22 protein-coding genes, 3 pseudogenes and 1 riboswitch are annotated in these 25,100 nt (G+C 43.0%); of the genes and pseudogenes, 16 read left to right on the top strand and 9 right to left on the bottom strand.

Annotation, left to right across the window (positions count from 1 at the left end; all coding sequences use genetic code 11):
* Nucleotides 1-69: 69 nt before the first annotated feature.
* The 5 genes from C161_RS26380 to C161_RS26360 all read right to left on the bottom strand — a co-directional run bounded on the left by C161_RS26380 (nucleotide 70) and on the right by C161_RS26360 (nucleotide 5,261).
* On the bottom strand, nucleotides 70-696 hold the full coding sequence (locus C161_RS26380) for a LysE family translocator (RefSeq protein ID WP_036673803.1): 627 nt from the start codon (nucleotides 694-696) through the stop codon (nucleotides 70-72).
* Between the two features lie 138 nt (nucleotides 697-834).
* Nucleotides 835-1,443 (bottom strand): DUF1989 domain-containing protein, encoded by a 609-nt coding sequence (locus tag C161_RS26375; protein ID WP_036673802.1) that lies wholly within the window; start codon nucleotides 1,441-1,443, stop codon nucleotides 835-837.
* 134 nt (nucleotides 1,444-1,577) lie between these two features.
* Nucleotides 1,578-3,074, bottom strand: a complete 1,497-nt coding sequence (locus C161_RS26370) for an amidase (RefSeq protein ID WP_036673801.1) — start codon at nucleotides 3,072-3,074, stop codon at nucleotides 1,578-1,580.
* A gap of 323 nt (nucleotides 3,075-3,397) precedes the next feature.
* Entirely contained in the window at nucleotides 3,398-4,378 is a 981-nt protein-coding gene (locus C161_RS26365; protein WP_036673800.1) for a DMT family transporter, read from the bottom strand.
* 144 nt (nucleotides 4,379-4,522) lie between these two features.
* Nucleotides 4,523-4,676, bottom strand: a riboswitch (FMN riboswitch).
* 84 nt (nucleotides 4,677-4,760) lie between these two features.
* Entirely contained in the window at nucleotides 4,761-5,261 is a 501-nt protein-coding gene (locus C161_RS26360; protein WP_036673799.1) for a DinB family protein, read from the bottom strand.
* A gap of 143 nt (nucleotides 5,262-5,404) precedes the next feature.
* On the opposite strand from C161_RS26360, the gene C161_RS26355 reads away from it, so the two are divergent.
* The 5 genes from C161_RS26355 to C161_RS26335 all read left to right on the top strand — a co-directional run bounded on the left by C161_RS26355 (nucleotide 5,405) and on the right by C161_RS26335 (nucleotide 11,710).
* Complete coding sequence (locus C161_RS26355; RefSeq protein WP_036673798.1) at nucleotides 5,405-5,956, top strand: CGNR zinc finger domain-containing protein; 552 nt, start codon at nucleotides 5,405-5,407, stop codon at nucleotides 5,954-5,956.
* A 120-nt stretch (nucleotides 5,957-6,076) separates the two neighbouring features.
* On the top strand, nucleotides 6,077-7,447 hold the full coding sequence (locus C161_RS26350) for an amidohydrolase family protein (protein ID WP_442789438.1): 1,371 nt from the start codon (nucleotides 6,077-6,079) through the stop codon (nucleotides 7,445-7,447).
* A gap of 520 nt (nucleotides 7,448-7,967) precedes the next feature.
* Nucleotides 7,968-9,404, top strand: a complete 1,437-nt coding sequence (locus tag C161_RS26345; RefSeq protein ID WP_036673796.1) for an amino acid permease — start codon at nucleotides 7,968-7,970, stop codon at nucleotides 9,402-9,404.
* A gap of 259 nt (nucleotides 9,405-9,663) precedes the next feature.
* Nucleotides 9,664-10,743, top strand: a complete 1,080-nt coding sequence (locus C161_RS26340; RefSeq protein ID WP_036673795.1) for a hypothetical protein — start codon at nucleotides 9,664-9,666, stop codon at nucleotides 10,741-10,743.
* Nucleotides 10,744-10,789: 46 nt separating this feature from the next.
* Complete coding sequence (locus tag C161_RS26335; RefSeq protein ID WP_036673794.1) at nucleotides 10,790-11,710, top strand: tyrosine-type recombinase/integrase; 921 nt, start codon at nucleotides 10,790-10,792, stop codon at nucleotides 11,708-11,710.
* A 271-nt stretch (nucleotides 11,711-11,981) separates the two neighbouring features.
* Here C161_RS26335 and C161_RS26330 read toward each other — a convergent pair whose 3' ends face one another.
* Nucleotides 11,982-12,911 carry an L-lactate dehydrogenase gene (locus C161_RS26330; RefSeq protein WP_036613729.1) on the bottom strand — a complete coding sequence of 310 codons (930 nt, stop codon included), beginning with the start codon at nucleotides 12,909-12,911 and terminating at the stop codon, nucleotides 11,982-11,984.
* Between the two features lie 336 nt (nucleotides 12,912-13,247).
* Here C161_RS26330 and C161_RS26325 point away from each other — a divergent pair, with 336 nt between their 5' ends.
* Together C161_RS26325 and C161_RS26320 are read left to right on the top strand one after the other, a co-directional pair.
* On the top strand, nucleotides 13,248-14,525 hold the full coding sequence (locus tag C161_RS26325; protein ID WP_051449960.1) for a WD40/YVTN/BNR-like repeat-containing protein: 1,278 nt from the start codon (nucleotides 13,248-13,250) through the stop codon (nucleotides 14,523-14,525).
* Between the two features lie 146 nt (nucleotides 14,526-14,671).
* Nucleotides 14,672-14,881 carry a hypothetical protein gene (locus C161_RS26320; protein ID WP_036673792.1) on the top strand — a complete coding sequence of 70 codons (210 nt, stop codon included), beginning with the start codon at nucleotides 14,672-14,674 and terminating at the stop codon, nucleotides 14,879-14,881.
* A gap of 83 nt (nucleotides 14,882-14,964) precedes the next feature.
* On the opposite strand, the pseudogene C161_RS33210 reads toward C161_RS26320, so the two are convergent.
* Together C161_RS33210 and C161_RS26305 are read right to left on the bottom strand one after the other, a co-directional pair.
* Nucleotides 14,965-15,942 (bottom strand): annotated as a pseudogene (locus tag C161_RS33210) (IS3 family transposase); the annotation flags it as partial.
* A 399-nt stretch (nucleotides 15,943-16,341) separates the two neighbouring features.
* Nucleotides 16,342-16,863 carry a hypothetical protein gene (locus C161_RS26305; RefSeq protein WP_036673790.1) on the bottom strand — a complete coding sequence of 174 codons (522 nt, stop codon included), beginning with the start codon at nucleotides 16,861-16,863 and terminating at the stop codon, nucleotides 16,342-16,344.
* A gap of 83 nt (nucleotides 16,864-16,946) precedes the next feature.
* Between C161_RS26305 and terS the strand changes: the two genes are divergently transcribed.
* The 5 genes and pseudogenes from terS to C161_RS33450 form a co-directional block, all read left to right on the top strand.
* Nucleotides 16,947-17,429: a phage terminase small subunit gene (gene terS / locus C161_RS26300; RefSeq protein ID WP_051449959.1), complete on the top strand. Its 483-nt coding sequence runs from the start codon at nucleotides 16,947-16,949 to the stop codon at nucleotides 17,427-17,429.
* Nucleotides 17,430-17,817: 388 nt separating this feature from the next.
* The gene (locus tag C161_RS33205) at nucleotides 17,818-18,048 is read left to right on the top strand and encodes a phage minor head protein (RefSeq protein WP_235193944.1); all 231 of its coding nucleotides are present in this window, start codon (nucleotides 17,818-17,820) and stop codon (nucleotides 18,046-18,048) included.
* A gap of 147 nt (nucleotides 18,049-18,195) precedes the next feature.
* A complete protein-coding gene (locus tag C161_RS26290; protein WP_036673788.1) occupies nucleotides 18,196-19,254 on the top strand; it encodes a M4 family metallopeptidase in 1,059 nt (352 codons plus the stop codon).
* Nucleotides 19,251-19,817, top strand: coding sequence for a histidine phosphatase family protein (locus C161_RS26285; RefSeq protein ID WP_036673786.1), 567 nt, complete (start codon nucleotides 19,251-19,253; stop codon nucleotides 19,815-19,817). Before C161_RS26290 ends, C161_RS26285 begins: the two co-directional genes overlap by 4 nt.
* A 50-nt stretch (nucleotides 19,818-19,867) precedes the next feature.
* Nucleotides 19,868-20,101, top strand: a pseudogene (locus C161_RS33450) (XkdF-like putative serine protease domain-containing protein); the annotation flags it as partial.
* Between the two features lie 132 nt (nucleotides 20,102-20,233).
* On the opposite strand, the gene C161_RS26280 reads toward C161_RS33450, so the two are convergent.
* A complete protein-coding gene (locus C161_RS26280) occupies nucleotides 20,234-20,437 on the bottom strand; it encodes an SOS response-associated peptidase family protein (RefSeq protein WP_268745233.1) in 204 nt (67 codons plus the stop codon).
* Between the two features lie 462 nt (nucleotides 20,438-20,899).
* On the opposite strand from C161_RS26280, the gene C161_RS33195 reads away from it, so the two are divergent.
* From C161_RS33195 to C161_RS26265, 4 genes and pseudogenes are all read left to right on the top strand, one after another.
* Nucleotides 20,900-21,094: a YolD-like family protein gene (locus tag C161_RS33195; protein ID WP_235193943.1), complete on the top strand. Its 195-nt coding sequence runs from the start codon at nucleotides 20,900-20,902 to the stop codon at nucleotides 21,092-21,094.
* Between the two features lie 234 nt (nucleotides 21,095-21,328).
* Entirely contained in the window at nucleotides 21,329-22,696 is a 1,368-nt protein-coding gene (locus tag C161_RS26270) for an ATP-binding protein (protein WP_051449957.1), read from the top strand.
* A 349-nt stretch (nucleotides 22,697-23,045) separates the two neighbouring features.
* Nucleotides 23,046-23,224, top strand: a pseudogene (locus tag C161_RS33190) (class I SAM-dependent methyltransferase); the annotation flags it as partial.
* Between the two features lie 28 nt (nucleotides 23,225-23,252).
* Complete coding sequence (locus C161_RS26265) at nucleotides 23,253-25,040, top strand: serine hydrolase domain-containing protein (RefSeq protein ID WP_162163215.1); 1,788 nt, start codon at nucleotides 23,253-23,255, stop codon at nucleotides 25,038-25,040.
* Nucleotides 25,041-25,100: the final 60 nt, after the last annotated feature.

Genomic DNA, 25,100 nt, shown 5'->3' with positions numbered 1-25,100 from the left:
CATTCCACATGATACCGTTACAGTATTAATGTGGGGGAAGTTGGGTGACTGTCCAGCCTGATTTTGTTGTCAGAAAAATACGGAACGTACAGCTTCGTACCCAAAATACAAACCAAATCCGATCAGGCAGATTCCCGAAATGATAGAGATCCAGCGCAATACATTCTCACTGCTATGTTTGTGGAATCGACTGGCCATGCCAGCCATAATGACATCCCACACCAGAATACCAATGAATATGCCTGAACTGTAGAGCAGCAAATGAGCGGTATCCGTATGTTTCACAGTTGTCGCGAGAATAGAGCCATAGATCCCAAGCCAAAATAAAATATTCAGTGGATTGGACAGGGCCATCAAAAATCCGGATATAAATGATTTTCGAACAGTTGCTTCCGCAGTAGATGTACCCTGAATGCCTTGCTTTAGCTTCGAGAGCGTTTCAACCCCCGTGTAAATCAGAATAAAACTGCCAAATGACCAGAGAAAAGAGCGCATGAACGGCGTGTCCAGAAAATGGGCAACTCCAAAATAAATCAGCAGCATATACACCAAATCTGCAAACATAGCTCCGAGTCCTAGAATCCAGGCATGCATGAATCCGTGGCGGGCTCCGCGGTCGAGTTGGGCGGCGTTAATCGGACCGATTGGAGCGGACAATGAGATTCCCAGAATAATATAACTGAACAGTACAGACATAAACACGTTCACTCCTTAACGGGTTCGATGAATTGTACCAGTTGTCACAGAAAATGGGTACAAGTCATCGTATTCCCGCAAGGAGTGAATTAGAACAAACTACTTTTAATCATATCGCCTTATGGCCTTGTTATTCTGTTATAGTTCCACATCCAATTGAATTGGGGTGCAGTTGTATCCGTTGCATGAGCTTTCTTCACAAGGACAAGCGGAGAGCCCAATTGTGAGATCCATTAATGCCTCCATCTCGATATAATCACCTGCACGAGAGTCGGGAGCTACAACATCAATCTTGCCTTCACTGTCTACAACGGACTTCATAAACAGGTTAAATGGATAGTGTTGATCCGGCGGTAAGATTCCGAAGGGTTCTAGTGCTGTGTTCAGATTGTGATAACAACTGGCGTGATTCTTTTTGTCGTATAACACCTCATACATCTCGGGACGACAAGCAGAGTTGAAGAAATCATGTACCCCAACGGTGTCACGGACAATCTTGAGTAAAGGTTGATACTGATTGGAATATACAAATTGTCCTGGTTTAATTCGATAAGCACGCAATACGTCCATTGTCACGCCGGGATCCAAGCGATGGTTAGCATCCGTAGCATCATATGCCACAAAATCAATGACTTGCTGTCCCTCCAGATCCGTTATGCGTAGTAAAGAACCCTTGTTTACTTTCAAGGCATATCCCGTTTTGGCTGGGATACGATAAGACTGTTTATGGCGCTGATTTGTATTCATCTGTTACATTCCTCCGCTACTGTTTGCTTTCAGTATGCGGAGCAGATGATGCTTTCATGCACTGTTATGGCGATGCACTCTGTACTCAGGCAGGAACATCCAATGGTAAATTTAACACACCACATAATACGTCTTTATGCTGGAAATAGTGGATTACCTCTCATCCCGATCCAGAGGTCTGATTGTTCAAGCTGTCCAGCCAGATGTAATAACCAATCTTCGCGTCCCTTGGTTGCCATCACTTGAACGCCCATTGGCAACCCTTCAGGTGTCATATGCAGAGGTACACTTATCGCAGGCTGACCTGTCAGATTTGCAAGCTGGGTGAACGGTGTATACGTAAGACTTGGCTCAAACATTTCATAAATGAGTTGCTGCTGCTGGGTCTTGTCCAATTCACTAATTTGCATCAGATTACGGATCTGTTCGTCATGAGGTGTTAATTCACCAATCTTAGGCGCAGGAAAAGCATTAACAGGTGTGACGTAGAAGTCATAACGCTCGAACAAAGTGGACATCTGGGCTGCAGCTACATCCCATTCAGCTAAGCTATGTACAAATTCCGCAGCGGACACCTTTTTGCCTGCTTCAGCCAGAACCCAAGATTCAATCTCCATATCATCTGAGGTCAGAGCCCGGCCCATGGATCGTTCCATGGAAGAGATCATCGCGGCCATCTCACCACTGTTCATCATGTAATAGTTCTCCATCAACCGAACTCCATTGACTGGACTCAGTTTTTCTTCAACATGATGACCTTGATCTTCCAACCAGCGAACGAGCTTGTATACAGACTCTTTGGCTTCTGCGCTGACAGGTGTTCCCACGGGCGAATCCGTTGTGTATGCAATTTTCAGTTTGCGTTGATGTGGATAGCTCATATCAGCCAAGTAACTGCCTGGAAAGAGTGGAGCATGGAACGCAGCTTCGGGCTGAATGACTTGTAACGTATCAAGCAATGCAGCACTGTCCCGAACCGAGCGAGAGAGGGCAAAATCAATCGATGCGCCTTGCCATTGACGACCAACTCCCGGTCCTACAGGTGTGCGCCCGCGGGTTGGCTTCAATCCAAACAATCCGCTAAAGGAAGCCGGGATACGAATCGAACCTCCTCCGTCACTGGCTCCGGCAAGAGGAACAATACCCGAAGCTACAGCAGCAGCGGCACCACCACTTGAACCACCCGGGGAGTGATTGATATTCCATGGATTGCGAGTGGGACCATGAAGACGGGGCTCGGTAATATTTTTTAAACCAAATTCAGGCGTATTGGTATGTCCTATGAAGATAAAGCCTGCATCACGGAGTCGAGTGACAAAATTGGAATTGCGTAATGCACGATGCTCGCTGAACAAACGGGAGCCTGAAGTCAGAAATTCACCTTCCAAGGATTGCGAAATATCTTTCAGGAGCAGGGGAACACCGGCAAAAGGTTGTTCTCCAGGTCGAACCAAACCGGCTTCCTCCCGTGCACGAGATTCATATGTACGAATAACCGCATTAAGTTGCGGATTCACTTCTTCAAGGCGTGCAAACGCCGCTTCAAGCATTTCAACCGGGGATACTTCCCGGGATCGGATCAGTTCAGCCAAACCTACGGCGTCGTAGGAGGTATATGAGAATGAAGACATTATGATCGTTCCTCTCTGAATATAATTCATCTGTTTATTCCATATGTCATCGTACCACCGGATTAGACAAAAGACAAAACATAGAAGAATCGTAGTGCGATGATATGGATATTCGTTATGAGGTTGGAGGGAAAGAGGGGAGTATTTGCATTTGCGATATAGAAATAAAGCACAGGGTCAATAGCTCATATTGCTAAGTGAGAAAATGAACGAGTAATATCGAGTCATGGAAATAAAAAAACCACTGCTCATCTAATTTGATGTGCAATGGTTTTATTTTATATTTGACTATTTGTTTATATGTGAACCTCAGATATATCTACTTATTCTGTACGCAGCTTTGGTGCAGCATCGGCCGCAGTTGATGATCTTTCCTGCTGTCTGGAAATGGCGAAGAGGGCCACCCAGATCAGAATAAAACCAAGCAACTGCTCCCATGTAATCAGTGTACGGAAAGCAATCCAGTTCACCAACACACCCGCCATCGGGAAGCTAAGTTCTGCGAGTGTTGCAACAGAAGCTTTGGTTGACGACAAACCTTTGTAATACAACAGAAGACTGAGCAAACCTGGTAACAATGCCTGACCGAGAATGTTGAGGATGACAGCGGTCTGTTCACCCGTTCCGGACGGAAACGTCCATGCCGCACCTTCGTTCCACGTCATAAAGATCAGGAGCGGGAGAGCAACGACAAAACGAAGAGAGGTGACGGTTTCGTAACGCGCCTGACCCAGCATCAATCGTCCCATAACGGTTGAACCTCCCCATAAGGCAGCAGCCCCAAGGGATAACAAGCTTCCGGCATGAATCCAGTTGTCCCAGTTACCTAATGGCAATGTGAAGCCAAATGTAAGCAGGTACGTTCCTGCTAATGCAATGAAGAACAATCCACCGAAGCGACGTGGCAACGTTTCTTTTAATAACAGTTTAGCCAGCAAGATAGCGAAGAGTGGCTGCATTTTTTGCAATAAAAGCACAGTATTCGGATCGTTATGTGTTAGTGCCATGGTGAACAATACCGTTGCGAGTGCTGATCCTCCCCATGAGATAAAAATCACGGCAATCCAGTGGCGAGCGCGCAGGTTTTTCAGATCAGCCCGAAATTTCCACAGCACGGGAATGGCAATAAGACTGACGATGATATGTTCCACCAGTACAATCTGCGTGGAGGTCATCGTATTTAGCAAAATAATGCGGAAGAGTGGGTCGACACCCCATAAGGCGGCGCCGAGAACTACAAGCCAGAATCCGGTATTACTTCGTTCCTTGCGGTAAACCGTTGATGCTGCTGATGTCTTTTCCATATTCAGGACTCCTTCGTCAGAACACGGAATCTTCAGTTGGCAAAATCGACAAAAGCCCCCGTTTTGGTATATACCAAATAAACGGGGGCTCATCCAAGGACATGCGTCAGGAAAGAGGCCTTCCCGTGAACGGCATGTCAATGTGTTGATCTTCTCTCATCCGGACTGTACCGTCGGCCTTGGATTCACACCAAGTCAGTCGCTGAATGTCCTTCGTTAAGAACAATTAGCGAGTCGCGGGCTGGTTCCGAAGAACATCACCGCCGGTTGGGAATTGCACCCTACCCCGAAGATCCTATTCAATTATATAGTGTGTTGAACAAGCTGTAACATTAATAAGTTCATCTTATTCCTGTAAGCGCTAGCAGTTCAAGCATTATTTTTAGAAAACGATTTTCCAGCTTCCTTGCTGTCTGCGAAGGAGCACGATCTGACCTGCGTGATACGCATCATGGAGTACCCAGCGAGCCAGTTCGTGTGCCCATTTCTCTTCGGAGTCCATATATGCGGCTTCAAGATCAGACTCTTGTAGTGCAGCTAATTGATCTCGCAACTGCTGGGCTAATCGAGTTGTACCCTGCATCAGTGTATTCCAACCAGCGGCATCCGTTGCATCTCCCGGATTCCCAAATGTGTATTCATTGGAGTCTACAGCAGGAAGGGTAGGCTCCTTACCTTGCATGCGACATAATAAGCGATGGTTGTAATAATACATATGGTTAACCAACTGCCAGATGCTTAATCCCCCTGAGGGTGGAATCCAGGCTGCTTGTTCTGCTGTAAGGCCCTCCAAGGATTTCGACAAAGGTACAATCCAATTACATTGATCCCAAGTATCATCCTTTTGAATAAGTAACACATCTAGTGCTGTTGTGTTCGTCATTGCCTTTTCCTCCTTGCGTATAATTGTGATAGGTGATGTAACTAGCTAAAACTAATTAATGAGGTTACACTTAATATAACACATCAAAGATGAGTTGTAACCTTCTTTGTTTAATTAGATGGTTACAATAAACGGAGGTATATATGGACAGGTTATGGACCGATTTTGTAAACAGCGATTATCACGATTGGCGTGGGGGAGATCGATCGGAGGACAGGCTTGGGAAGGCGAGCTGGCAGCAAGATTTTCTGGAACGATGGCAACTTAACGCTTCTGTCCCTGCATCTCCAGAAAATGAGTTGTCGATGAGAAATTTCAGGAATGAATTGATAGCTCTTGGAGCCCGCTTATCTTCTGGAGCATCATTAACGGATATAGAAAAACAATGGTTGAACGGCGTTATGGAAGCAGGGCATGTGAGAAGAACATTGACTACAATTGATCAGGAACTGAAACTCCAACTGGTAGCTGTAGAAGCACATTGGAGTCAGGTTATGGCTGAGGTAGCTGCTGACTTTGCTTTGACTTTGGTAGAGGGAGAAGGCGGCAGGATCCGGATCTGTGATAATTCGGATTGTCGCTGGATGTTCTATGATGATACCCGAAGCAGAACACAGAAGTACTGTGATGATAAGATGTGTGGCAATCTGATGAAGGTCAGAAGATTTCGGGCGAAACGTAAATCCCAAAATTGATAAATACTAACAATAACTATATAATGTATATATACTAGCGAAAAAATAGTCAGAAGCAGTACGGATTCGTAAGCAGGATGTGATCGTCTTTCAAACCAAAATAGATGGGAGATGTTTCTTGTGCGGACAAGTTATCTGTTGAAAAATGGCTGTGTGTTGTCGATGGATGCTAAAATTGGACAGTATAAGAGGGCGGACGTTTTGATTCAGGATTCACTGATCATGGCGGTTCAGCCCGACCTGGATATTCCGGATGCGGAGATCATTGATGCTTCATCGATGATTATTATGCCTGGGCTGGTGGACACGCATCGGCATATGTGGGAATCACTTGTCAAAACAGCTGGAACCAACTGGTCCTTGCCAGTTTATTTGCAAAATCTCTATTATGGTGCGATGGGAAGCAAGCTCCGCCCACAAGATAGTTATATTGCCAACCTGCTCGGTTCCTTGGAAGCGCTTAACGCAGGAGTGACGACAGTAATGGATTGGAGCATGCCATATTCCCCTGACCATACGGATGAACTGATTCGTGGACTTCAGGATGCTGGCATTCGGGCGGTATTTGCTCACGGAGTCCCTGGTGAGACGGACTACTGGAATCGGGATAGTCAACTCACGTATTCGAATAATGATGTGAGAAGAGTCAAAGAACGTTATTTTTCATCACGGGATCAATTGCTTACTTATGGGCTTGCCATTCGTGGTCCGGAGTTCAGTCATTGGGATACAACCGTGAAAGAGATCGAGCTAGCACAAGAACTGGATGCGATCTGTTCCATGCATGCCGGATTTGGCAGTTGGGGATCTGCGGATCGCTCGATCAGTCACTTGTACGAAGCGGGACTCTTAAGTCCACGGGTGAATATCGTTCATGGTAACACCATGGGCATGGATGAATACAAAATGCTGGCAGATAGCGGCGCTTCCTTGTCGGTCACACCTGAGGTTGAAATGATGATGGGTCATGGATATCCGGCCACCGGCTATTTTCTTGAACATGGGGGAACACCTACACTTGGTGTAGATGTGGTGACGTCTACAGGCGGAGATATGTTCTCGCAGATGAAGTTTGCACTTCAAGCTGAACGATCCAGAGCCAATGAACAACTTTTGCAGCAGGGTGAGATGCCTGGTGAGTTGAACTTGCAGTCCAGCCAAGTGCTGAGATTTGCAACTTCAGCTGGTGCCCAAGCGTTGGGATTGGAGCAAAAGGTGGGTACGTTGACCCCAGGGAAAGAAGCGGATCTGATCATGATTCGTACCACCGATCTGAATATGTTCCCCGTTCATGATCCAATCGGCGCTGTTGTGCAATTTGCCAATCCATCCAACGTGGATACGGTCTTTGTGGCAGGTAGACTCGTGAAGCGAGAGGGTAAGCTGTTGAATGTTGATCTGGATGCGATTCGTCATGCGGCGATGCAGAGCAAAGATTATTTGTTAACCCAATACCGGATGTCGGACGCGGAGAGAATTACGTTCTCATAATTTACTTTTTCATAAAAACCTGAAATGAAGTCAGTTCGTATTTTTATATACACCTCTACCTATAGCAAGAAATAAAGGGCCGCATAATGATATGTGGCTCTTTTACGTGCCTTCATATCGTGGAATTAGACAGGATAAGGTAGGAAGGGACAGCAGAAAAAGACGAAAAGAGCTCTCTTTTTCTTGACTTCGGATAACAGGGATTATAAGGTGTTTTTCACGAAAATTAAGGCTCATAAAAACTGCGCATAATATAAATTATACGCAGTTTTGTTTTAAATCCATTTTCATATTCAACCACGTGCAACAGATCATGATAAATTTCGCGGAAAAAGAACAAAATAAGTGATCTACAAAAATAAATTTAACCAAGCAACGCGATAACGTGTAGAATTCGATAGGTTTTTATAGGTGATCGATAAGATAGAACAAACGACTTTTTCATAGAACAGATGGGAAGCCATCCAATCGCTGCTACATCCATAGCACATTCAAGATTCATGACGAGAGGAACATGACTATGCATGAGAACAAACAACGATCTTCATTATTTCGTAAAAAACCAATTGCCTCCGTGGGCGATAACAGCAGTGCATTGAAACGGGCGCTCGGTCCGTTGGACTTAACCACACTCGGGGTAGGTGCCATTATCGGCACAGGGATTTTTGTGTTGACTGGTGTAGCTGCCGCAACGTATGCCGGCCCGGGACTTGTACTGTCATTTTTGCTGGCAGGTATCATATGTGCATTCGCGGCATTATGTTACTCGGAATTTGCATCAAGCATACCGGCATCGGGTAGTGCGTACACGTATAGCTATACGGCTTTTGGCGAAGTGATTGCCTGGATTCTGGGATGGGATCTGATATTGGAGTATGGATTCGCAAGTGCGGCGGTAGCCAGCGGATGGTCTGGATATTTCCAAACGTTATTGTCCGGATTCGGACTGGAGTTACCCCATGCGCTAACGAGTGCGTTTAGCCCGGAAAAGGGAACCTATTTTGACATCACAGCTGCGGTCATTACGTTAATTATCACTTTTCTGCTTACCCGAGGGGTGAAGGAAGCGGCTCGTGCGAACGGCATCATGGTAGCGATTAAAATTATCGTGGTGTTGATCTTCATTGGTGTGGGAGTCTTCTATGTAGAGCCAACCAACTGGCAGCCATTTTTGCCTTTTGGTATCTCAGGTGTAACAGCTGGAGCAGCGACGGTATTTTTTGCCTACATCGGATTTGATGCGGTCTCCACAGCGGCAGAAGAAGTTAAGCAGCCACAACGGGATTTGCCGATTGGAATTATTGCGTCACTGGCAATCTGTACCGTTCTCTACATTGTTGTATCATTGATCCTCACAGGGATTGTGCCTTATAACATGTTGAATGTAAGTGATCCAGTTGCGTTTGCATTTGAATTTGTTCAATTGAAGGGATTGTCCTGGATTGTATCTCTTGGAGCGATTGCCGGCATTACGACCGTATTGCTGGTCATGATGTATGGTCAGACACGTCTGCTCTATTCCATGTCTCGTGACGGACTGCTGTCTCCGGTCTTTTCCAAAGTTAGTGGCAAGAGTCAGACACCTGCGGTAGGGACATGGGTTGCAGGCATTATCGTGGCTCTGTTCTCCGGGTTCATCTCGTTGGGACATTTGGCGGAGCTTACGAACATCGGAACGTTGTTTGCTTTTGCAGTTGTAAGTCTGGGCATTATCGTATTGCGTAAAAATAACCCGGATCTCAAACGCGGATTTCGCGTTCCACTTGTGCCACTGATTCCGATTCTGAGTGCCTTGGGTTGTGTATACTTAATGACACGCCTTGCAGCGCTGACATGGATTACGTTTTTTGCTTGGTTGATCATCGGATTAATTATCTACTTTGCGTATGGAAGGCATTACAGTCATCTGAATCCGAAACGCCGGATCTCGAGTGCTTTCAGGGCAAAGGATAAATAGATTAGTTGAGAACGTCTTTAACCGAGAACATCTTCAATTTTCCTCATTTCGTATCGCTTAGGCGAAGCGGGATGGGGATTTTTTTATATAGAAAGATAAAGGAAGATAACAGCAGGGGAGGGTTGGGATTTTCTTCATATATGGGTAAGTAATAAGGGACGTGACGAACTTAATCACGGGAGCGGGGTTGCGGCTAAGCCAAATATGAAATATATTGGGGGATGTGACATGCCATCAGACATAAGAGAGGGGATGTATCATGAACACACCATTACATACGAATTCAGATCATCAAAATGCAGCTTTTGGATTTGCACTAGCTGACTCATCCGTACTTGCAGAGGCGCAATTAATTGTTTCACAATTAGGACGTGAAGACGGATTGCAGTTGGATATTGATCCGCAGCGCCTTCTGAAGGATGGACGTAAGGTATCTGTCATTGCACAACAGTTGGATTCACCCGGCAATCGTCAGGATGCCAATATAATCTATGGTCAGGAGCTAGCATACGTGCAGTATGCTGTTAACCTGAAACCGGATAGCACAATCTCCATTGCTTCTATTGAGGGGGTTGAACAGCCTGTTGATCTGGGTTGGTCAGCATTTGCAGAAGGGGAATACGAACTTCGAATCTCCCTGCATATGAAAACACCTCGTATTGCTGAAGGTGCACTCGAACCTGAACAACTTGCAATGGTTAAGTATGCGCAAGTTATCACCGTATATATATCGCTTTTCCCGGCACAAGCAGCGTCGTTGAGTTCACCATCTCAAGCTGTATGGAGCAGAAACCATCATGTATTTGATTCCTACGGCAGAGGGGGATTCATTCTCGCTGACCTGCCTCGACTCGCTGAGCGTGTGGAGGAACTGATTGGACCAGGTAACCATAATCTGATCGAACAATTTGCGGAAGGGGAACTGTCGGATACGTTGCTGGAAGAGGGGGTGATGGCGATCGTCTGGGGCGTGACTCCGTGGTGTTATTCACTCTATTCTGCACCAGATGAGCAGTCTGCTCGAATACTCGCCGTGGACAAGCTGGGCGATGAACCTGAACGGCAAGGGATCTACCGTATTGATCCGTCCATTCAGCAATTAAGTATCGTACCTGCGAATGAGCTGGCTTATTGGCCTGCCTGTGTGCAGAATGATTGGCCTGTTATTGATGTGGCGGTTGAAGGCGAGACGTTGCATATGGATTTATATACTCAAATCTGTGAATCCGTGAATGGTCTGCACGAGAATCCATTGCCATCGTTTGTACTTACCCGTAGTCAAGGCAAACCCGAAGCGATCATTCCGCTAATTGACGTTGTCATTGTGGATGAAGCATAGAGCACTATTCAACTTATAAAGAACCGAATTGAGGTGACGTAGACAGATGATGACCGAGGAGATTCAGGAGCAATATGCGGACGAGCTAGAAGCTTTTCACATATGGATGAAGGATGCCGGATATACAGGCCATACGGTAAAATCATACACCGGTGACGTGGTGGAATTCCTGGTCTCCATTCAAGGAAAGTCACTGGAGCAGGTCAAAAAGCTGCATGTGTTGTCTTTTCTGTCCCGCGCGCGGGAGCGTGGGGTTAGTGATGCCACGAGAAATCGCAAACATGCGGCGGTGAACTGTTTTTACAAGTCCCTCATTGAACTCGAATTGTTAACCAATAATCCGGCGTTTGGGATCAAAAAATCCAAAACCGAGAAAAACCGTGCGCCCGTTTTCCTTGATGAAAGTGGGCTGACACGTTTTCTGGAGTCGGTAGATGGGAAGTATCGCACACGTAATCTGGCTGTTTTTCTACTGATGGGATATATGGGATTACGGGTTGGAGAAGTACATGCGTTGGATTGCAAAGACTATAATGCGGAGCGGCGTACATTAGATGTATTTGGTAAAGGTCGTAAATGGCGCTCACTCCCTGTACCGGAGACTGTGGCAAAAGTATTATCTCAAGCGATGGCTGAGCGTCTCGATCCTTGGCGGCCAAAAGAGGAAGCACTATTTGTCTCGCAGAAAGGGAAGAGACTGTCGATTCGCAGCATCCAGCTCATATCTACGGAAACCTTTGAACGCTTCCAGCAGGAATCACCAGCCAATCAACGTCAAAACTACTCCAGTCATAAGCTGCGTCACTCCTTCGCGACCATGATGTTACGGCGTGGAGCCGATCTGCGTACCGTGCAGGAGCTACTTGGTCATGCATCGATTCAAACAACAACCGTGTACACACACGTCACCAGTAGGGAGAAAGAAGAGGCTATGGCTTTGCTGGACGTTAAACTTCCGACATATTAGAAGTGAAAAGCTAATATTTAACCCGAAAAGGAGTCTGTCCAAGTGACAGGCTTTTTTGTTATTGATTTGGATGGTGGATATTTAAACATAATTAATATTATGTAAACTAATATCTGAAATCTAAATTGGCCTATAATAGAAATCAAACAAAAGAACCATTCGCCTCTTCTCTTTAGAAGAAACAAATGGCCCTTTTGGCTAAGACAGATATCTTAATTTACAACTTTTAACGTGCTAAATCGTTCACGATATGAATGATTGCGTGGCTAGATTATTCCAATCCAGCAATCTGTTCTTTTAATTTGTTAGCAGAAGCCTGGAAAGCCACTTTTTCGGTTTCATTCAGCGGAAGAGGCAGAATTTCGCGCACACCGTTGCGATCGACAACACATGGAACACCCAGATAAACATCCGATACACCATTGTAATCTTCAAGGTACGTGGATACGTTCAGAACGGAGCCTTCGTTGCCGAGAATTGCAGCTACAATGCGGTCCAGAGCAAGGGCGATTGCATAGGAAGTCGCGCCTTTGGCATTAATAATCTCATACGCTGCATTTTTGGTACGGTCGAAGATATCCTGTTGTGTTTCTTCATCCAATTCCAGATCTGTTCCTGCAACGTTAGCCAGGCTCCATACCGGTACTTCGGAATCTCCATGCTCACCAATAATGTGTGCGTGAATACTACGCGGGTCGATCCCTTTATTTTTACCAATCAGGTAACGGAAACGTGCGCTATCGAGCAATGTACCTGAACCGATGACACGGGAAGCAGGCCATCCACTTTGTTTCCATGAAGTATAGGACAAAATATCTACAGGATTGGTTGCAATCAGTAAAATACCATGAGAATTCACTTCAGTAATACGCTCAATAATATCTTTGAAAATGCTTGCATTTTTCTTCAGCAGATCAATCCGGGTTTCGCCCGGTTTCTGGGAAGCACCCGCTGTAATAATAATGATATCTGCATCTTTGCAGTCGGAATAATCGCCAGCCCATACTTTCACGCCTCCCGTAAATGGAAGACCGTGGTTCATATCCAGCATTTCGCCGGTTGCTTTATCATGATTCACATCCACAAATACCAACTCGGACGAACGCTGTCTCAACATTAGCGTGTATCCCGTTGTTGTTCCCACCGCACCCATGCCTACAATCACGACACGACTTGGTTTCAGAGCTGCACTATTTGTCATGTTCAATATCCTCTCCTTTTTGGGTTATACTCCCATCCATATTAAGGGATTAGAGAATATAAAGCGAGTGTTGTCTATAAAATAGTTCACATTTCATGTCTTTTTACCAATTATTCCGTCGAAAAACAGTTTAGGATGAAATTAATGGTAATAAATGTGCGACCTATAGCCCAGAGTATGAGCTGGAAAAAGGGAGCGGCCGACCATGAGTGGGCAATGAGCCTTTTACATAAGGTTTGTGGTAGAATAGGAGCAGTGGATTCTGATGAATCGTAAATAAAACGCCATAGGACAGGCATGCGCGCCTGTATATTGGATGAGAGAGGTGGAACCCACTTGCGTTTGCAATGGATTAAAATCGCGCAGACAGCATTGCTGTCTATAGGTATAGCAGCTGTATTGGCTGCATGCACCGACTCAGATCAACCTCCGGTAGCAGAACCTCCGCAGCAGCAGGAGGACGCCGGGAATACAGGGCAGACATTAACTGTCGTTCCCCCTGTAAACAGTACAGAATCTGCAGATATGGCCAAGTACCAGATACAGACCCGTTTGACCGATTTTCAGTTGCTCAATGACAACGGAGGATTGGCGTGGGGTGTGACGCGGAATGCGCTGCGCCTGTACTACACTCAGGATCAGGGAAAGACCTGGACCAATATTTCACCTTCGGAAAATGTACAGTTTCCGGCTAACCCTAAATATGGACAAAGCATTTATTTTGTAGATCGTGCACATGGTTGGATTGTTCGTGAAGGCATGGGTGGAACAGATACCATGGTGCTTCGCACCAATAATGGAGGCGTAACTTGGAGCCTGTCATCTCTGTCCAAGACGGATAAAGTGACTGCGATCTCATTTGTATCTCCTGAGAAAGGCTGGATTCTCACCACGGTCGATACCGCTATTGGTAAACAGGACAAGAAACTTTACTTTACCGAGGACGGTGGAATTACCTGGAATCGGATGTCTTCCAGTGATGAAGATGGCAAACAGGAAGCAGAAGAGATTTCCAAACGTGGATACACCACGGGCATGACTTTCTCGGATCCAAAACATGGTTTCTTAACAGCGCTGGAGTTCGGCACACCGAAGTTGTATGTAACATCAGACGGCGGAGAGAACTGGAATACTGGACCATCCTTCTTTGATCGAAACAAATTCAACGGGTGTGGTAATTTCAGTGTTAGTTCACCACAATTTTTTGGACGTGAAGCGCAGTCAGCTTGGATGTCAATGTCCTGTTCTAAAGGCGAGAGCACGACATTTAATGGATTCTTTACCACCGATGGCGGAAAGAGCTGGAAGCTGTCCAATTTCACTTTAAACAAACAAACGGGTCCGAATCGTAACCTTTCACCGGTATTTCTGAACGCATCGGAAGGTTGGGCGATGCAAAAGGGCATAACCTACCACACCAAGGATGCGGGCAAAACGTGGAGTGCTCTTCCTGCAAGCAGTGTACTGGAGAAAATTCTCGAAGATTATCCGGAAATTGTGAAGATGCAGATGGTTACCCCCAAGCTTGGCTGGATATTGGTTGAAAATACAGATGCCAAAAGATCGTTGTTATTGCAAACGGTAGATGGCGGTGTACATTGGAAAGTACTCTAAAGTAGAGTGTTATCGATGTGAATAGATAGGAGAAAGGAGAGGAGCCTACGGGTGCCTTTTCTTTTTTTCTTAGTTTGTGAAATAAATCACAAATAAATCCGCTAGAAGGTGATATATTTAACTCAACAAGAGAAGGAGTGATGAAGATGAGAACCAACGGTCAAACTCAATTCACGCAGGCGGATGAATTAACCAGATATATGCTTCAATTATGCTACACATGTGACGATGCGAATCGTTGTACAACAGAGGATGCAGTGAAGGCTTGCATGGCAGAACACGCACAGGCAGACCAGCCCGAACTAGCTGAAGGTGGAGAAGTAACTCGCGGGTATATGGACTTGATGTACGCTTAGTTATCAAAAAGGATCAAAAAAAGCTAATATATCAACGGGACTGCACCCCTTTTATGAGACAGAGATCAAAACACCTTGCAAGTTTAAGCAGCCAGTCTTCGGAAATTTATCGGAGACTGGTTATTTAGTTTCGCTTGAATCCGAATTAAGTTATAGTAGGTGATGTAGTCTCGAATGGTCTGTTCAACGATGGTCGTCGTTGTGCACCTAAGATCTTCGAGGTAGAACATTTCAGACTTTAGTGTGGAATGAAACGACTCAATGGGGGCATTATCAGCGGGCGTTCCTTTACGGGACATGCTCATGGTAATGCCTTTTCCCTTTATTACAGTTTGGTAAACTTGAGAAGTATACACGCTACCCTGGTCGCTGTGGAGCAGCATATTTGCCCGCTCTGGAAGCTGGTCTAACGTATCCAAAACCAAGGATGTGTCCTGCTTATCCGCTATACTGTAAGCGACAATCTCTCCGTTGTACAGATCCAAGATGCTTGAAAGGTATAACATTTTATTACCGAAAGGCAAATAAGTAATGTCGGTCATCAGTTTTTGAAATGGAGCTTCTGCATAAAATTTGCGCTTTAGTAGATGTTCTGCAGGTTTTGCAGGTTGCCCCGTAGTTCTTTCGTTTTTTCATCACTCGGCATTGTAAACCCTCGTACTGCATAATTCGCTGTACTCGTTTATGATTTATGGGGCCTTCAATCCGAAGCAAGGCAGTGATTTTTCGATATCCATACCGGAACTTGTGCTGAGTACAAAGCTGAACTACTTTCTCGACCATCGGATCTGGACACTTGCTCTTCCAAACTGTCTTCCAGCGGTAGTAGGTCGCTCGAGCAATGCCAAGCCATGCACAGCCCTCAGATATCGTCACTTCTTTTCGAATGGACTCGACCCAAGGGATAACGACTTCTGCTTCCACCTCTTTTCCCGTTCGTTGTACTTTTTTAGCAGATCCAGTTGCTGTTTCAAAAATCAGTTTTCTGCCTTTACTTTTTCCAGTTCTGTCGTGTGTTCTGGACCTCTTCCATAGCTATATTGCTTACCAACCGGTTGCTCTCATTATAGATAAACATGCAAAATAAAAGGGAGGACACGGTAATGTCCTCCCTTTCCTCCAGGGTATCCCCCGGCTGAGATCGCGGGCCGCCGCGCGCGGCATTTATCGACACCGCCCCTATCTCGCATTCCATCATAACGGAAAGCTGAGGGGTACGCATTAGAACACCAGATGAAGATTTATTGCAACATGAACTCGCTGTAATGGAAGGTATCCTTGAGAGTAAAGAGCAGTACCGCAAAACCGTCAAAGCTGCCATTGCCCAGTGGGTTCATGACCTGTAGGCTGGACATATAAAGATGCAGACCGTTCAGGATCTGGAACGGCTGATTTGAGCTGGATACTATTCTTCAGCAAGTCAGATATTGAAGATAAAATCTCACCAAAAATAATAGTTTCTAAGGTACGTATATTTTGCTGGGATTTTGAATTACTTCTTCAATTATAATTAAATGTTCAACTATTAATTTATCTGACTTGGAGTGTGAAAAGGCGGATACCTGAGAAAAAAAGAACAAAGTAATAATCATGATAGAAAATCCTGTAATAATTTCTAAGTAACCAGGAAAAAAGAACTCAATTGAGTCTTTAAATGCAGCTATAGCCAACGGTACTGACATTGCTATAAGAGGAACTAGCGAAATAATCAATTTAGATTGTTCATCAAACATAGTATCTTTTAGGTGTATTTCTTTTAGGGTTTTTAATTTAATATGAGCTTCTAAGAACTTATCAGGGTTACTTCTATAAAGACTCCTATAAGTATTGAGTAAATCATCGGTTTTTTTTGAGTAATCTGCATCTAAATGTGAAACAATGTTCTTCTTGAGTTTATGAAATTGCTTAGTTTCCAAAATACAAATAAAAACGGCAAGAATTAAGAATAAGATAATAAGCCTAATGATGACTGGACTTGGCATGGTATGTGCCTCCTTTACATTTATAGGAGTTTATCGGTTATAAGGAGATTCTTATTTATATCTGGGGGTGGTGATGAATGTAGATGGCCAGAGAGAGAAGTCCTGAACGGGACAAGGCTACACTGATGTGGCTGGAAAGCGGCGGGATGATGAAGCTAAAAGACATCGCCGCCGCTTTTTCTATTCTCGAGTCCAAAGTCCGCAACAGGATGTCCATGGATCGTTGGGAAGACGAGCTGAATGGGAGCGCTCCGAAATCAAGGGGAGCGCCCAAAGGCAGCAAGAACGCTGTCGGAATTCGTGGCGGTGCCCAACCCGGGAATAGAAATGCTGTGGGGAACCGCGGGGGTGAAGGTGGACCCTATCGTAACAAGCATGCGCTCAAAACAGGCATGTATGAAACGAACTTCTTGGATGCGTTAGAACCTGATGAACAGGATATGTTCAATCAAATTGACACTGCCCCCCTGGCGCAGCTCAACGAACAACTAATCAAGTTATCCCTGCAGGTGCGGCGGCATATGAAGCGGGTTAAGTCGCTTGAAGCTGGCCTGATGGATGAGTAACGTAAGACCAAGCAAGAGCTTTTGGAACGTCAAGACAAGGTTTCTATGTTGAGCCTTAAGATGGGAAAACAGATCACAGTGCCTGTTACCACCAAGGGAATGAAGGTCTGAACTGTTTGAGCTTGATGATGAAAAGGTGTGGAGCACTAAGAATAAGGCGGCCAAGAAATTTGTTAAGGAGATCCGCAGCCCGGGTTCCGATATGAACCAGTCTTCAACGGATACCCTCTTGCGAAGCTTTGAAAAGGCCATTGATGAAGGGAACACTCCTTCAGAGCGGGCTTGCTTGTTCAGGAGATTAGCGCTCTTGCTGCTACGGGCGATGATGGACCTTATAGCATGGAGCGAGCTCAACGAGTATCACGAACAATGAGCACGGCAGCGGCCAATGGCGGCAAGCTTTCAGCTGGAAACAGTCCGAGATTGTAAAGTTAAGAAATGGCGGTCTGCTTCTGGCACACGTACCCGAAAGAGCCATCGTAAGGTAAATGGTCAGGTGGTTCCGCTGGATGAACCCTTCAAAGTAGTTGACAGCAAACTGATGTATCCCGGTGATCCTTCCGGGGAAGCGAATGAGATTGTAAGCTGCCGATGCGCGATGCAATTTGTAATAGGTTAACAACCTGGGGTCTGATTCAAACAGATAATACACAAAAAAAGGTTTTAATTCAAAATATATGTTTATATTCTTTTTATTACCTGTTTAATATAAGCCCTTTTTTCACAAATTATGTTTGTTAATAAATTTTAAAAGGGAGCTGTTAACATGAGTAGAGATCACAAACATGAAGAAGGATTTATCCCGAATTACCTGCTTAAAGAATTGGCGGAGAAAGGAAATGAAAATGCAGAGAAAACCCTTGCGGTAACGAAAGAAATAGAAGAAAAAAGAGAAGAAGTAAAAAAAAACTTAACAGAAAGAAATATAATGGGAATTAGTGAGAGATCACCAGAGCGGCTTGTATATGATAGTGAGAATACAGGAGAGTTTCAACATAAGTTGGTTCGTCGAGAAGGGGGACCAAATTCCACGGACGATATAGTAAACATTACCTATGATTACTGTGGAAAAACTTTAGAGTATTTCAAACAGAAGTTAAATAGGAACTCTATTGACGGAGCTGGTATGGATGTTATAAGTAATGTCCATTTCAGAAAAAATTACAATAACGCGATTTGGGTCGGTGATCAATTAGCCTTGGGAGATGGAGATGGTAGTATTTTTATTAATTTGGGACGGAGTATTGATGTCGTAGCACACGAAATAACTCACGGAGTAACCCAGTTTGTTAATGAGCTCGAATATGAGAGACAATCAGGGGCATTGAACGAGCATTTCTCTGATGTAATTGGTACTGCTGTTCAGCAGTTTGTAAAGGGCCAGACAGCAGATACAGCAGATTGGCTTATCGGGGATGAAATTGTTGGTCCAAATTTCCCTGGGAAGGCCCTACGATCTATGAAGGCACCAGGAACAGCATATGATGGAGATAGACAAGTAGCACATTTTGACGATTTTGATCCCAACCTACCTTTAAGTAATGATAACGGAGGAGTACATTACTATAGTGGTATCCCTAATAAGGCTTTTTATCTGACAGCAGTTAAGATTGGGACTGACAAGGCGGCGTTCTTATGGTATACAGCGTGGCATAACCGAAAGATAATTCACCCGAATGCGACTTTTGAGGAGGCTTTACGAGCTATTTTAGAATCTGCTGAGACATTAATGCATCGTGGGGAATTGCCTCAAGAAACAGTAACTGTTGTAAAAAATGCTTTCGAAGAAGTTGGTGTTTCTGCACCCGTACCAGTATTAAAATGAATTTATTTTTTGTGCGGCATGGTAAAGCAAAGGGGAATGCAGCTAAAGATCCTCTAACAGAAGAAGGTATTCAACAAGCCAAACAACTTGCCTCCTTTTTAAACACAAAAATCGTTGATAAAGAAATTCAGCTAATAACTAGTCCTTTTTACAGGGCGTTTCAAACTGCAGAGGAAATTGGTATAACAATGAATTTAGGTATAAAGAATGAAGTGCTATTAGTTGAACGAAACCTCGGTGATATTACTGGTTTGTCAGATGAGGAACGTTTGAAAAGAATAGAGGAGCAATTTGAGCATACGGAAATGTCATTCCCTGGGGGAGAGTCAAATCTTGATGTAACTTTGCGAATCAAAAAATTTCTCGATCAACCATATTTAAATGATGGGTCTGTAAAAATAATTGTTTCGCACAGAATAACACTTTCTTTACTGCTACAAGAATTTGGTCAAAAATCTGCTTACGAAACATTCCTAACAATGACAAACCCAGATGTATACCACATTGAAACAATGCCTGATGGAAGTATTCAAATTGAGCATATTTGGGGAGTGCAAACTTGATCACTTCTTTTACTTGAACAAAAAATCATGAGAGGGGATGAACAAACAAAATGGCGCGAAAGCTGCAAAATGCAAACATTACCCATATTAGCTATGTGGATTAAGGAGCAAATCAAAAGCGGTTCTTTTTCACGAAAAGTGCGAAGAAACCGAACTTTAAAAAGCAAATTCACTTAATTACCAAAGCTGACGACCTAAAACAACTGATCTACGGTGTGGTATATGAGCCAGACGTCGAAGATACACACGGGAACATGATGACAACCGATGAAATTGAAAAGGCAGTGTGTATGGTATAGAAAAATCTACAATGTATCATTTTATTTTGATACAAGCGGCTATGCTGATAGCATAATTTTAACGAATATGTAAAACTAAAAAGAGCAGTGAGGTTGTCCCTCCTGCTCTTTTTCTCTCTAACCTACTTCTCTAACCAAATCCACATTATTATTCCTCATATTACCGACTTCCTTCGGTACTTCATATGCTCTCATCTCAGACGCTTGATATGGCTTGAGCAGATTGAGTAGAGCCTGAATGTCATCATTATCTCTTCCAAGCCACTCAGCTTCATCCTCAGGACGCAAGATGACTTGCATACGATTATGAATGTCTCCCATCAGTTAATTAGGCTCTGTCGTGATAATTGTGCAAGTACTCAGTTTATTCCCATCCGGAACGAAACGCCGTATCCAGGTTAAAAGCATCGATACGGAATGATCAAAGCTGATGATCTATTGTCGGGGCAGCCACGGAGATTTAAAGAAGCCGGTTTACTGGCATGTCATCCGATCATGACGACACCACAGGGGGCATAAAAATGTTGACGGATTACGAACGGAAAGTACTAAGGATCTTGTTTAGCTTCCCAAGGCACCGCCACTGGTACAGTAGAATGATTTAAGTTACTGGACCCAATATTAAGGATGAACGCAACGTGGCAAGCAAGTTGACCGCCAATGGTGTTTATGATGAAGGATCAAGGATTATCCTTCCCGTGCCCAGGGAGGCGTACTTAGTTCAAGAAACGTTACAATGGAGGCTCGGGAAGTCAGCCTTAGTCGAACAAGAAATGCAGCTCATTGAGAGAAGCTATCTTTGAATCGTACCAGGAATGTAGATCAGTAACGTTAATTGTGTTCAGCCCTTTTGATGACGATGAAATTAGGGGTGTCATCACATCAATTGAGAAACCAAACAGGAGAGTCAAAATTGTACGGGGAGAAGAGGACTACATTTGGATTAAAATAGAAGAGATTATTTCTACAAAAATATAAATTGTGCCCTGATCTTTATGATTTGGACACTTCTTGTTATAATCTGGATTGTTCAGTCTGTATAATTTTTAGTCAAGTGTTTTTCTGCTACATAAGTAAACAAAAAAATTTACAAGGGAAATGAATCAGATTAATTTGTGAGAAGGATTGCGGTTAAAACATTACGATTTCAGTTGAAATCTGAGGTGAAATACTGCTTTTAATTTAAGATCAACTCGAAAAAGGACTGTTTACATGATAAATAAAGACAAGTTTTATGAAATATTGGCTACAGGTAGGGAAGATGATAAGTGGGACTTTAAAGAAAACCTATCAATTGATAATAAACAGAAGTTCTATAACGTCTTAAAGGATATGCTAGCTTTTGCTAATTCTGATGGGGGTTATTTAGTACTTGGAGTTAAAGATAAAACTCATGAGTTAGTAGGAGTAGAAAACGAAATAGATGAAGCAGAATTATCCCAAAAAATTGAATCTTCTTTAAATACGATTATTGATTTTAAATTACTTTACTTTGAAGATAATTTAAACGGAGAAATTAAAAAGTTTGGGTTACTTGAAGTTAAAAGTGCTCGTCGCCTGTTCTACTCTCCTAAAACATATTCATCTGAGAAAGGTGTAATTATAGAATCGGAAGCTGTTTACGTAAGAAGAGGTACAAGAAGCATTAAAGCGACTATAGAACAATTAAATCAGATAATAACGCGAGTACACAAAATTTATTCATATAATTTTACACCAAAAGAACAAGAAATTATAAAAGCTAATAAGGAGTCAGCATACACTGAATATAAAGTTTTTCATAATTACTTAAATGGAAACTTTGAATTTACTGCAATGAATTTCGGAGACAAGATTAAGGAATTATGTTTTTATCAATCCAAACTGAATAAACTAGAAGTAGCAAAATGGCTAGGTTTTGAAGAGGATAAAATAAATGACTATTTTAATGGACTTGCGTTTCCGACGTTAGAACATATTTTAAGAGCCTCAAAGTATTTCGATGTCCCATTAGCATTCTTTTTCAAAGCCTCCTATATGGGAAGAGGTCCTATATGGGATGAAGCTTTGGTTAATTTCAGTATAATACAACATGTTGTACAAAAAAATGAACTTTTTACAATGGACTTAGGTCCATTCTTTTCTAATGTACTGTGGGACATGGCTAAAAATATCTGTTTATTCGTTGAATGGATGGGAACGGATTATAATGATTATTTAAAAGCAAGCGAATCTACTGATATTTTTACTATTAAACCCAAAGCGTTTGAGCTATATGATTATTTGTCTGATATGTCTCAGGAGGAAGTAATAGACTTTAAAGATTCTTTAAGTGTTCAACACTACAAGATAATCGAAAAAGTATATCATAAAGAGGATCGTACCTGGCTTCCAGAAGAACATTTCTTATTTAGTTTAGTTGGATTTGGAAAAGAGTTAGTTTGTCGTCTAATAAATGAAAGTATCAAATCAATTGAAATAACACACGGAAGTATAGAAGTGAAATATCATTTTATCGAAGAAATAAAAGCTAAAAAAATTAATGGAAGAGAATACAAAGAGAAAGATTTGAAATTAGTAATACATGAGAAACGAGTGTAGAAAACTAAATTATTTGTATCAGCAATACTAAATGAATAACATCACATAAAAGATCACAATCTCTGCGAATAAAGCCAGATATAAATGATACTTTCTATGACTAAAACTCAGATGGGAAGCAATAAATCAGCATGTACAACTATAAACGTACGTCAGCGAAAAGTATAGTAAGATGGAGCTGATATACGCTTAGCCTATATTCACGAAGAACGCTCCTGCGGGAGGGTTCTTTTTGATTTGGAGTGAAATGTATGCGCTCTTAAATGTACTTCGCAAATATTGCAGCATGGGTTATTATAGAAATAATTAAGGTGATTTTCTCAAAATGTGGAATTGATTTAAGCCACCACTATCGGAGCGTAAACTATCAACCTATGTAAATGCGTTAGCAAAAGCGGGATTTGCCATTGAGCAATTATTTGAGGACTCTGATGATGAATTGCTCAATGGCAAAATGATGATTTTGCCACTAAAGCAAAGATGCTCCCTGTCAACTTTGTGTTTGTGATAAAGGCACGAAAACTATAGTAGAACGATAAGGGGATAGCCAATGAAGATGAATCGAAAATATTATTATGTTAATAAAGTAATCGCTTGTGTTCTGGTACTTGCATTCATCATAATGACGTGTGAGGTACCTGTGCACGCTGAGGTAGAGCAGATGGAGACAACACCCTCCAGAATTGCGTTGTCTTCGCTAGAGGAAACGATTGATTCATATGTGGCCACGAATCAGAAGAATACCGCTGCCGTTTCGGTTGTAGGTATCAAGAACGGTGAGACCATCGTGAATAAGGCCTATGGATATGCAGATTTTGAGCAACAGAGAAAGGCAGACACCTCTACTGTATTTGAATGGGGTTCAACTTCTAAACTATTGGTCTGGACGAGTGTTATGCAGCTTGTAGAACAGGGAAAGCTTGATTTGGATACTGATATTCAGGACTATTTGCCGGAAGGATTTCTAAAGAAGCTTGAATACGATGCTCCCATTACCCTAATGAACCTTATGCATCATAACGCAGGATGGGAGGATAGATTGATCGATTTATGGTATTCATCCGAGAGTGATATTGTGGAATTAGGTGAAGCTTTACAAAAATTTGAACCAAGGCAGATCAATAAACCTGGGAGTGTTGTTGCTTATTCAAACTATGGTACGGCTATGGCTGCTTACATCGTTGAATTACAAAGCGGACAACCCTTTTACAAATATGTCAACGAACATATATTTAAACCACTGAACATGAAAGACACATCGATTCACCCGTCACAGTATGATAATCTAAACGTCTTGAAACGAAGAAATGAGATTCAAGGATACACTACGAATCTGAAACTAATTCCTAAGAACAGAGCATACATAAGCTTATACCCTGCGGGGGGCGCCATTGGAACAGCAGAGGATGCAGCTAAATTTCTCGCAGCCTTGATGCCTGTGGATCGTAGCAATTTATTGTTTGAGAACAAGGACACGTTAGACGAGATGCTGTCAACAAGTCTATATTACGATGGGACTTCTACTCCACGAATTGCACATGGTTTCTTTGAAGTAGAGTACTGGGTGCCTGCATTAGAACACGCTGGAAGTACGGCGGGATTTTCAAGTAAATTTGTTTTTGACCCGGAGTCTAATTTTGGGTTAGTAGTCATGACAAACCAGTCAAATGAAATGGCTTATAACGTTGGTCTTGTCCAGAAGGTGTTTGGAAGTAGTTTCAGCACGAATTCAGTTGAATCTGAGAGTGGAGGATATTATCTGCCTGCGCGACGGGTCGATTCCGGTTTTACGAAGGCGTATTCAATGTTAAGTCTGCAGAAGTATACAACATTTGACCTTAGTAACTTTGCAAATGTTGTTGAGCGTAACGGCACTGTTGAGAAGGTCTCCATTTCTTATAATGACTTTTTGCCCGTATCCAATTTAACGATAAACTTGATCAAAGCATCTTTTATCGCTCTTGCAATAGCGATCCTGCTCAGTTTGAGAGCGATAATCGGCTATTTTATTCGGTTATCCAAATACAAATTAAAAAACTGGGAAAGGCCCGGTACGGGATTTGATAAATATCATATTGTTATTAATATTGCTAGTCTGGCATTAATTTTGAATACGATCCTATTGTTTATGCGCGCCTTAGGCTTCTCCCCGTATTCTTCATTGCGCATACATCTCATTTTGAACCTGGTTTATGTGATTCTAGCTGTGGCGTATCTTGTCTTGTTGTTCTACAAACTGCTGAAAAGAAGCTATAGTAAAAAGCAAAAGGCGGTATACATCATGTCTGGCATGTCGGCTTTCCTATTTGCTGCTTTTATTATGGGATGGGATTTATACTTTTAGAGCGGAATTATCGACGAGAACATGATCAGAAAGAGCATTAAATAGTAGAAAGGATAAAAC

Origin of the sequence: Paenibacillus sp. FSL R5-192 (assembly GCF_000517845.1) — a bacterium.
Classification (GTDB): Bacteria; Bacillota; Bacilli; order Paenibacillales; family Paenibacillaceae; genus Paenibacillus; species Paenibacillus amylolyticus.
The sequence above is the reverse complement of the archived record's forward strand: the minus strand, read 5'-3'. Positions and strand labels throughout refer to the sequence as shown.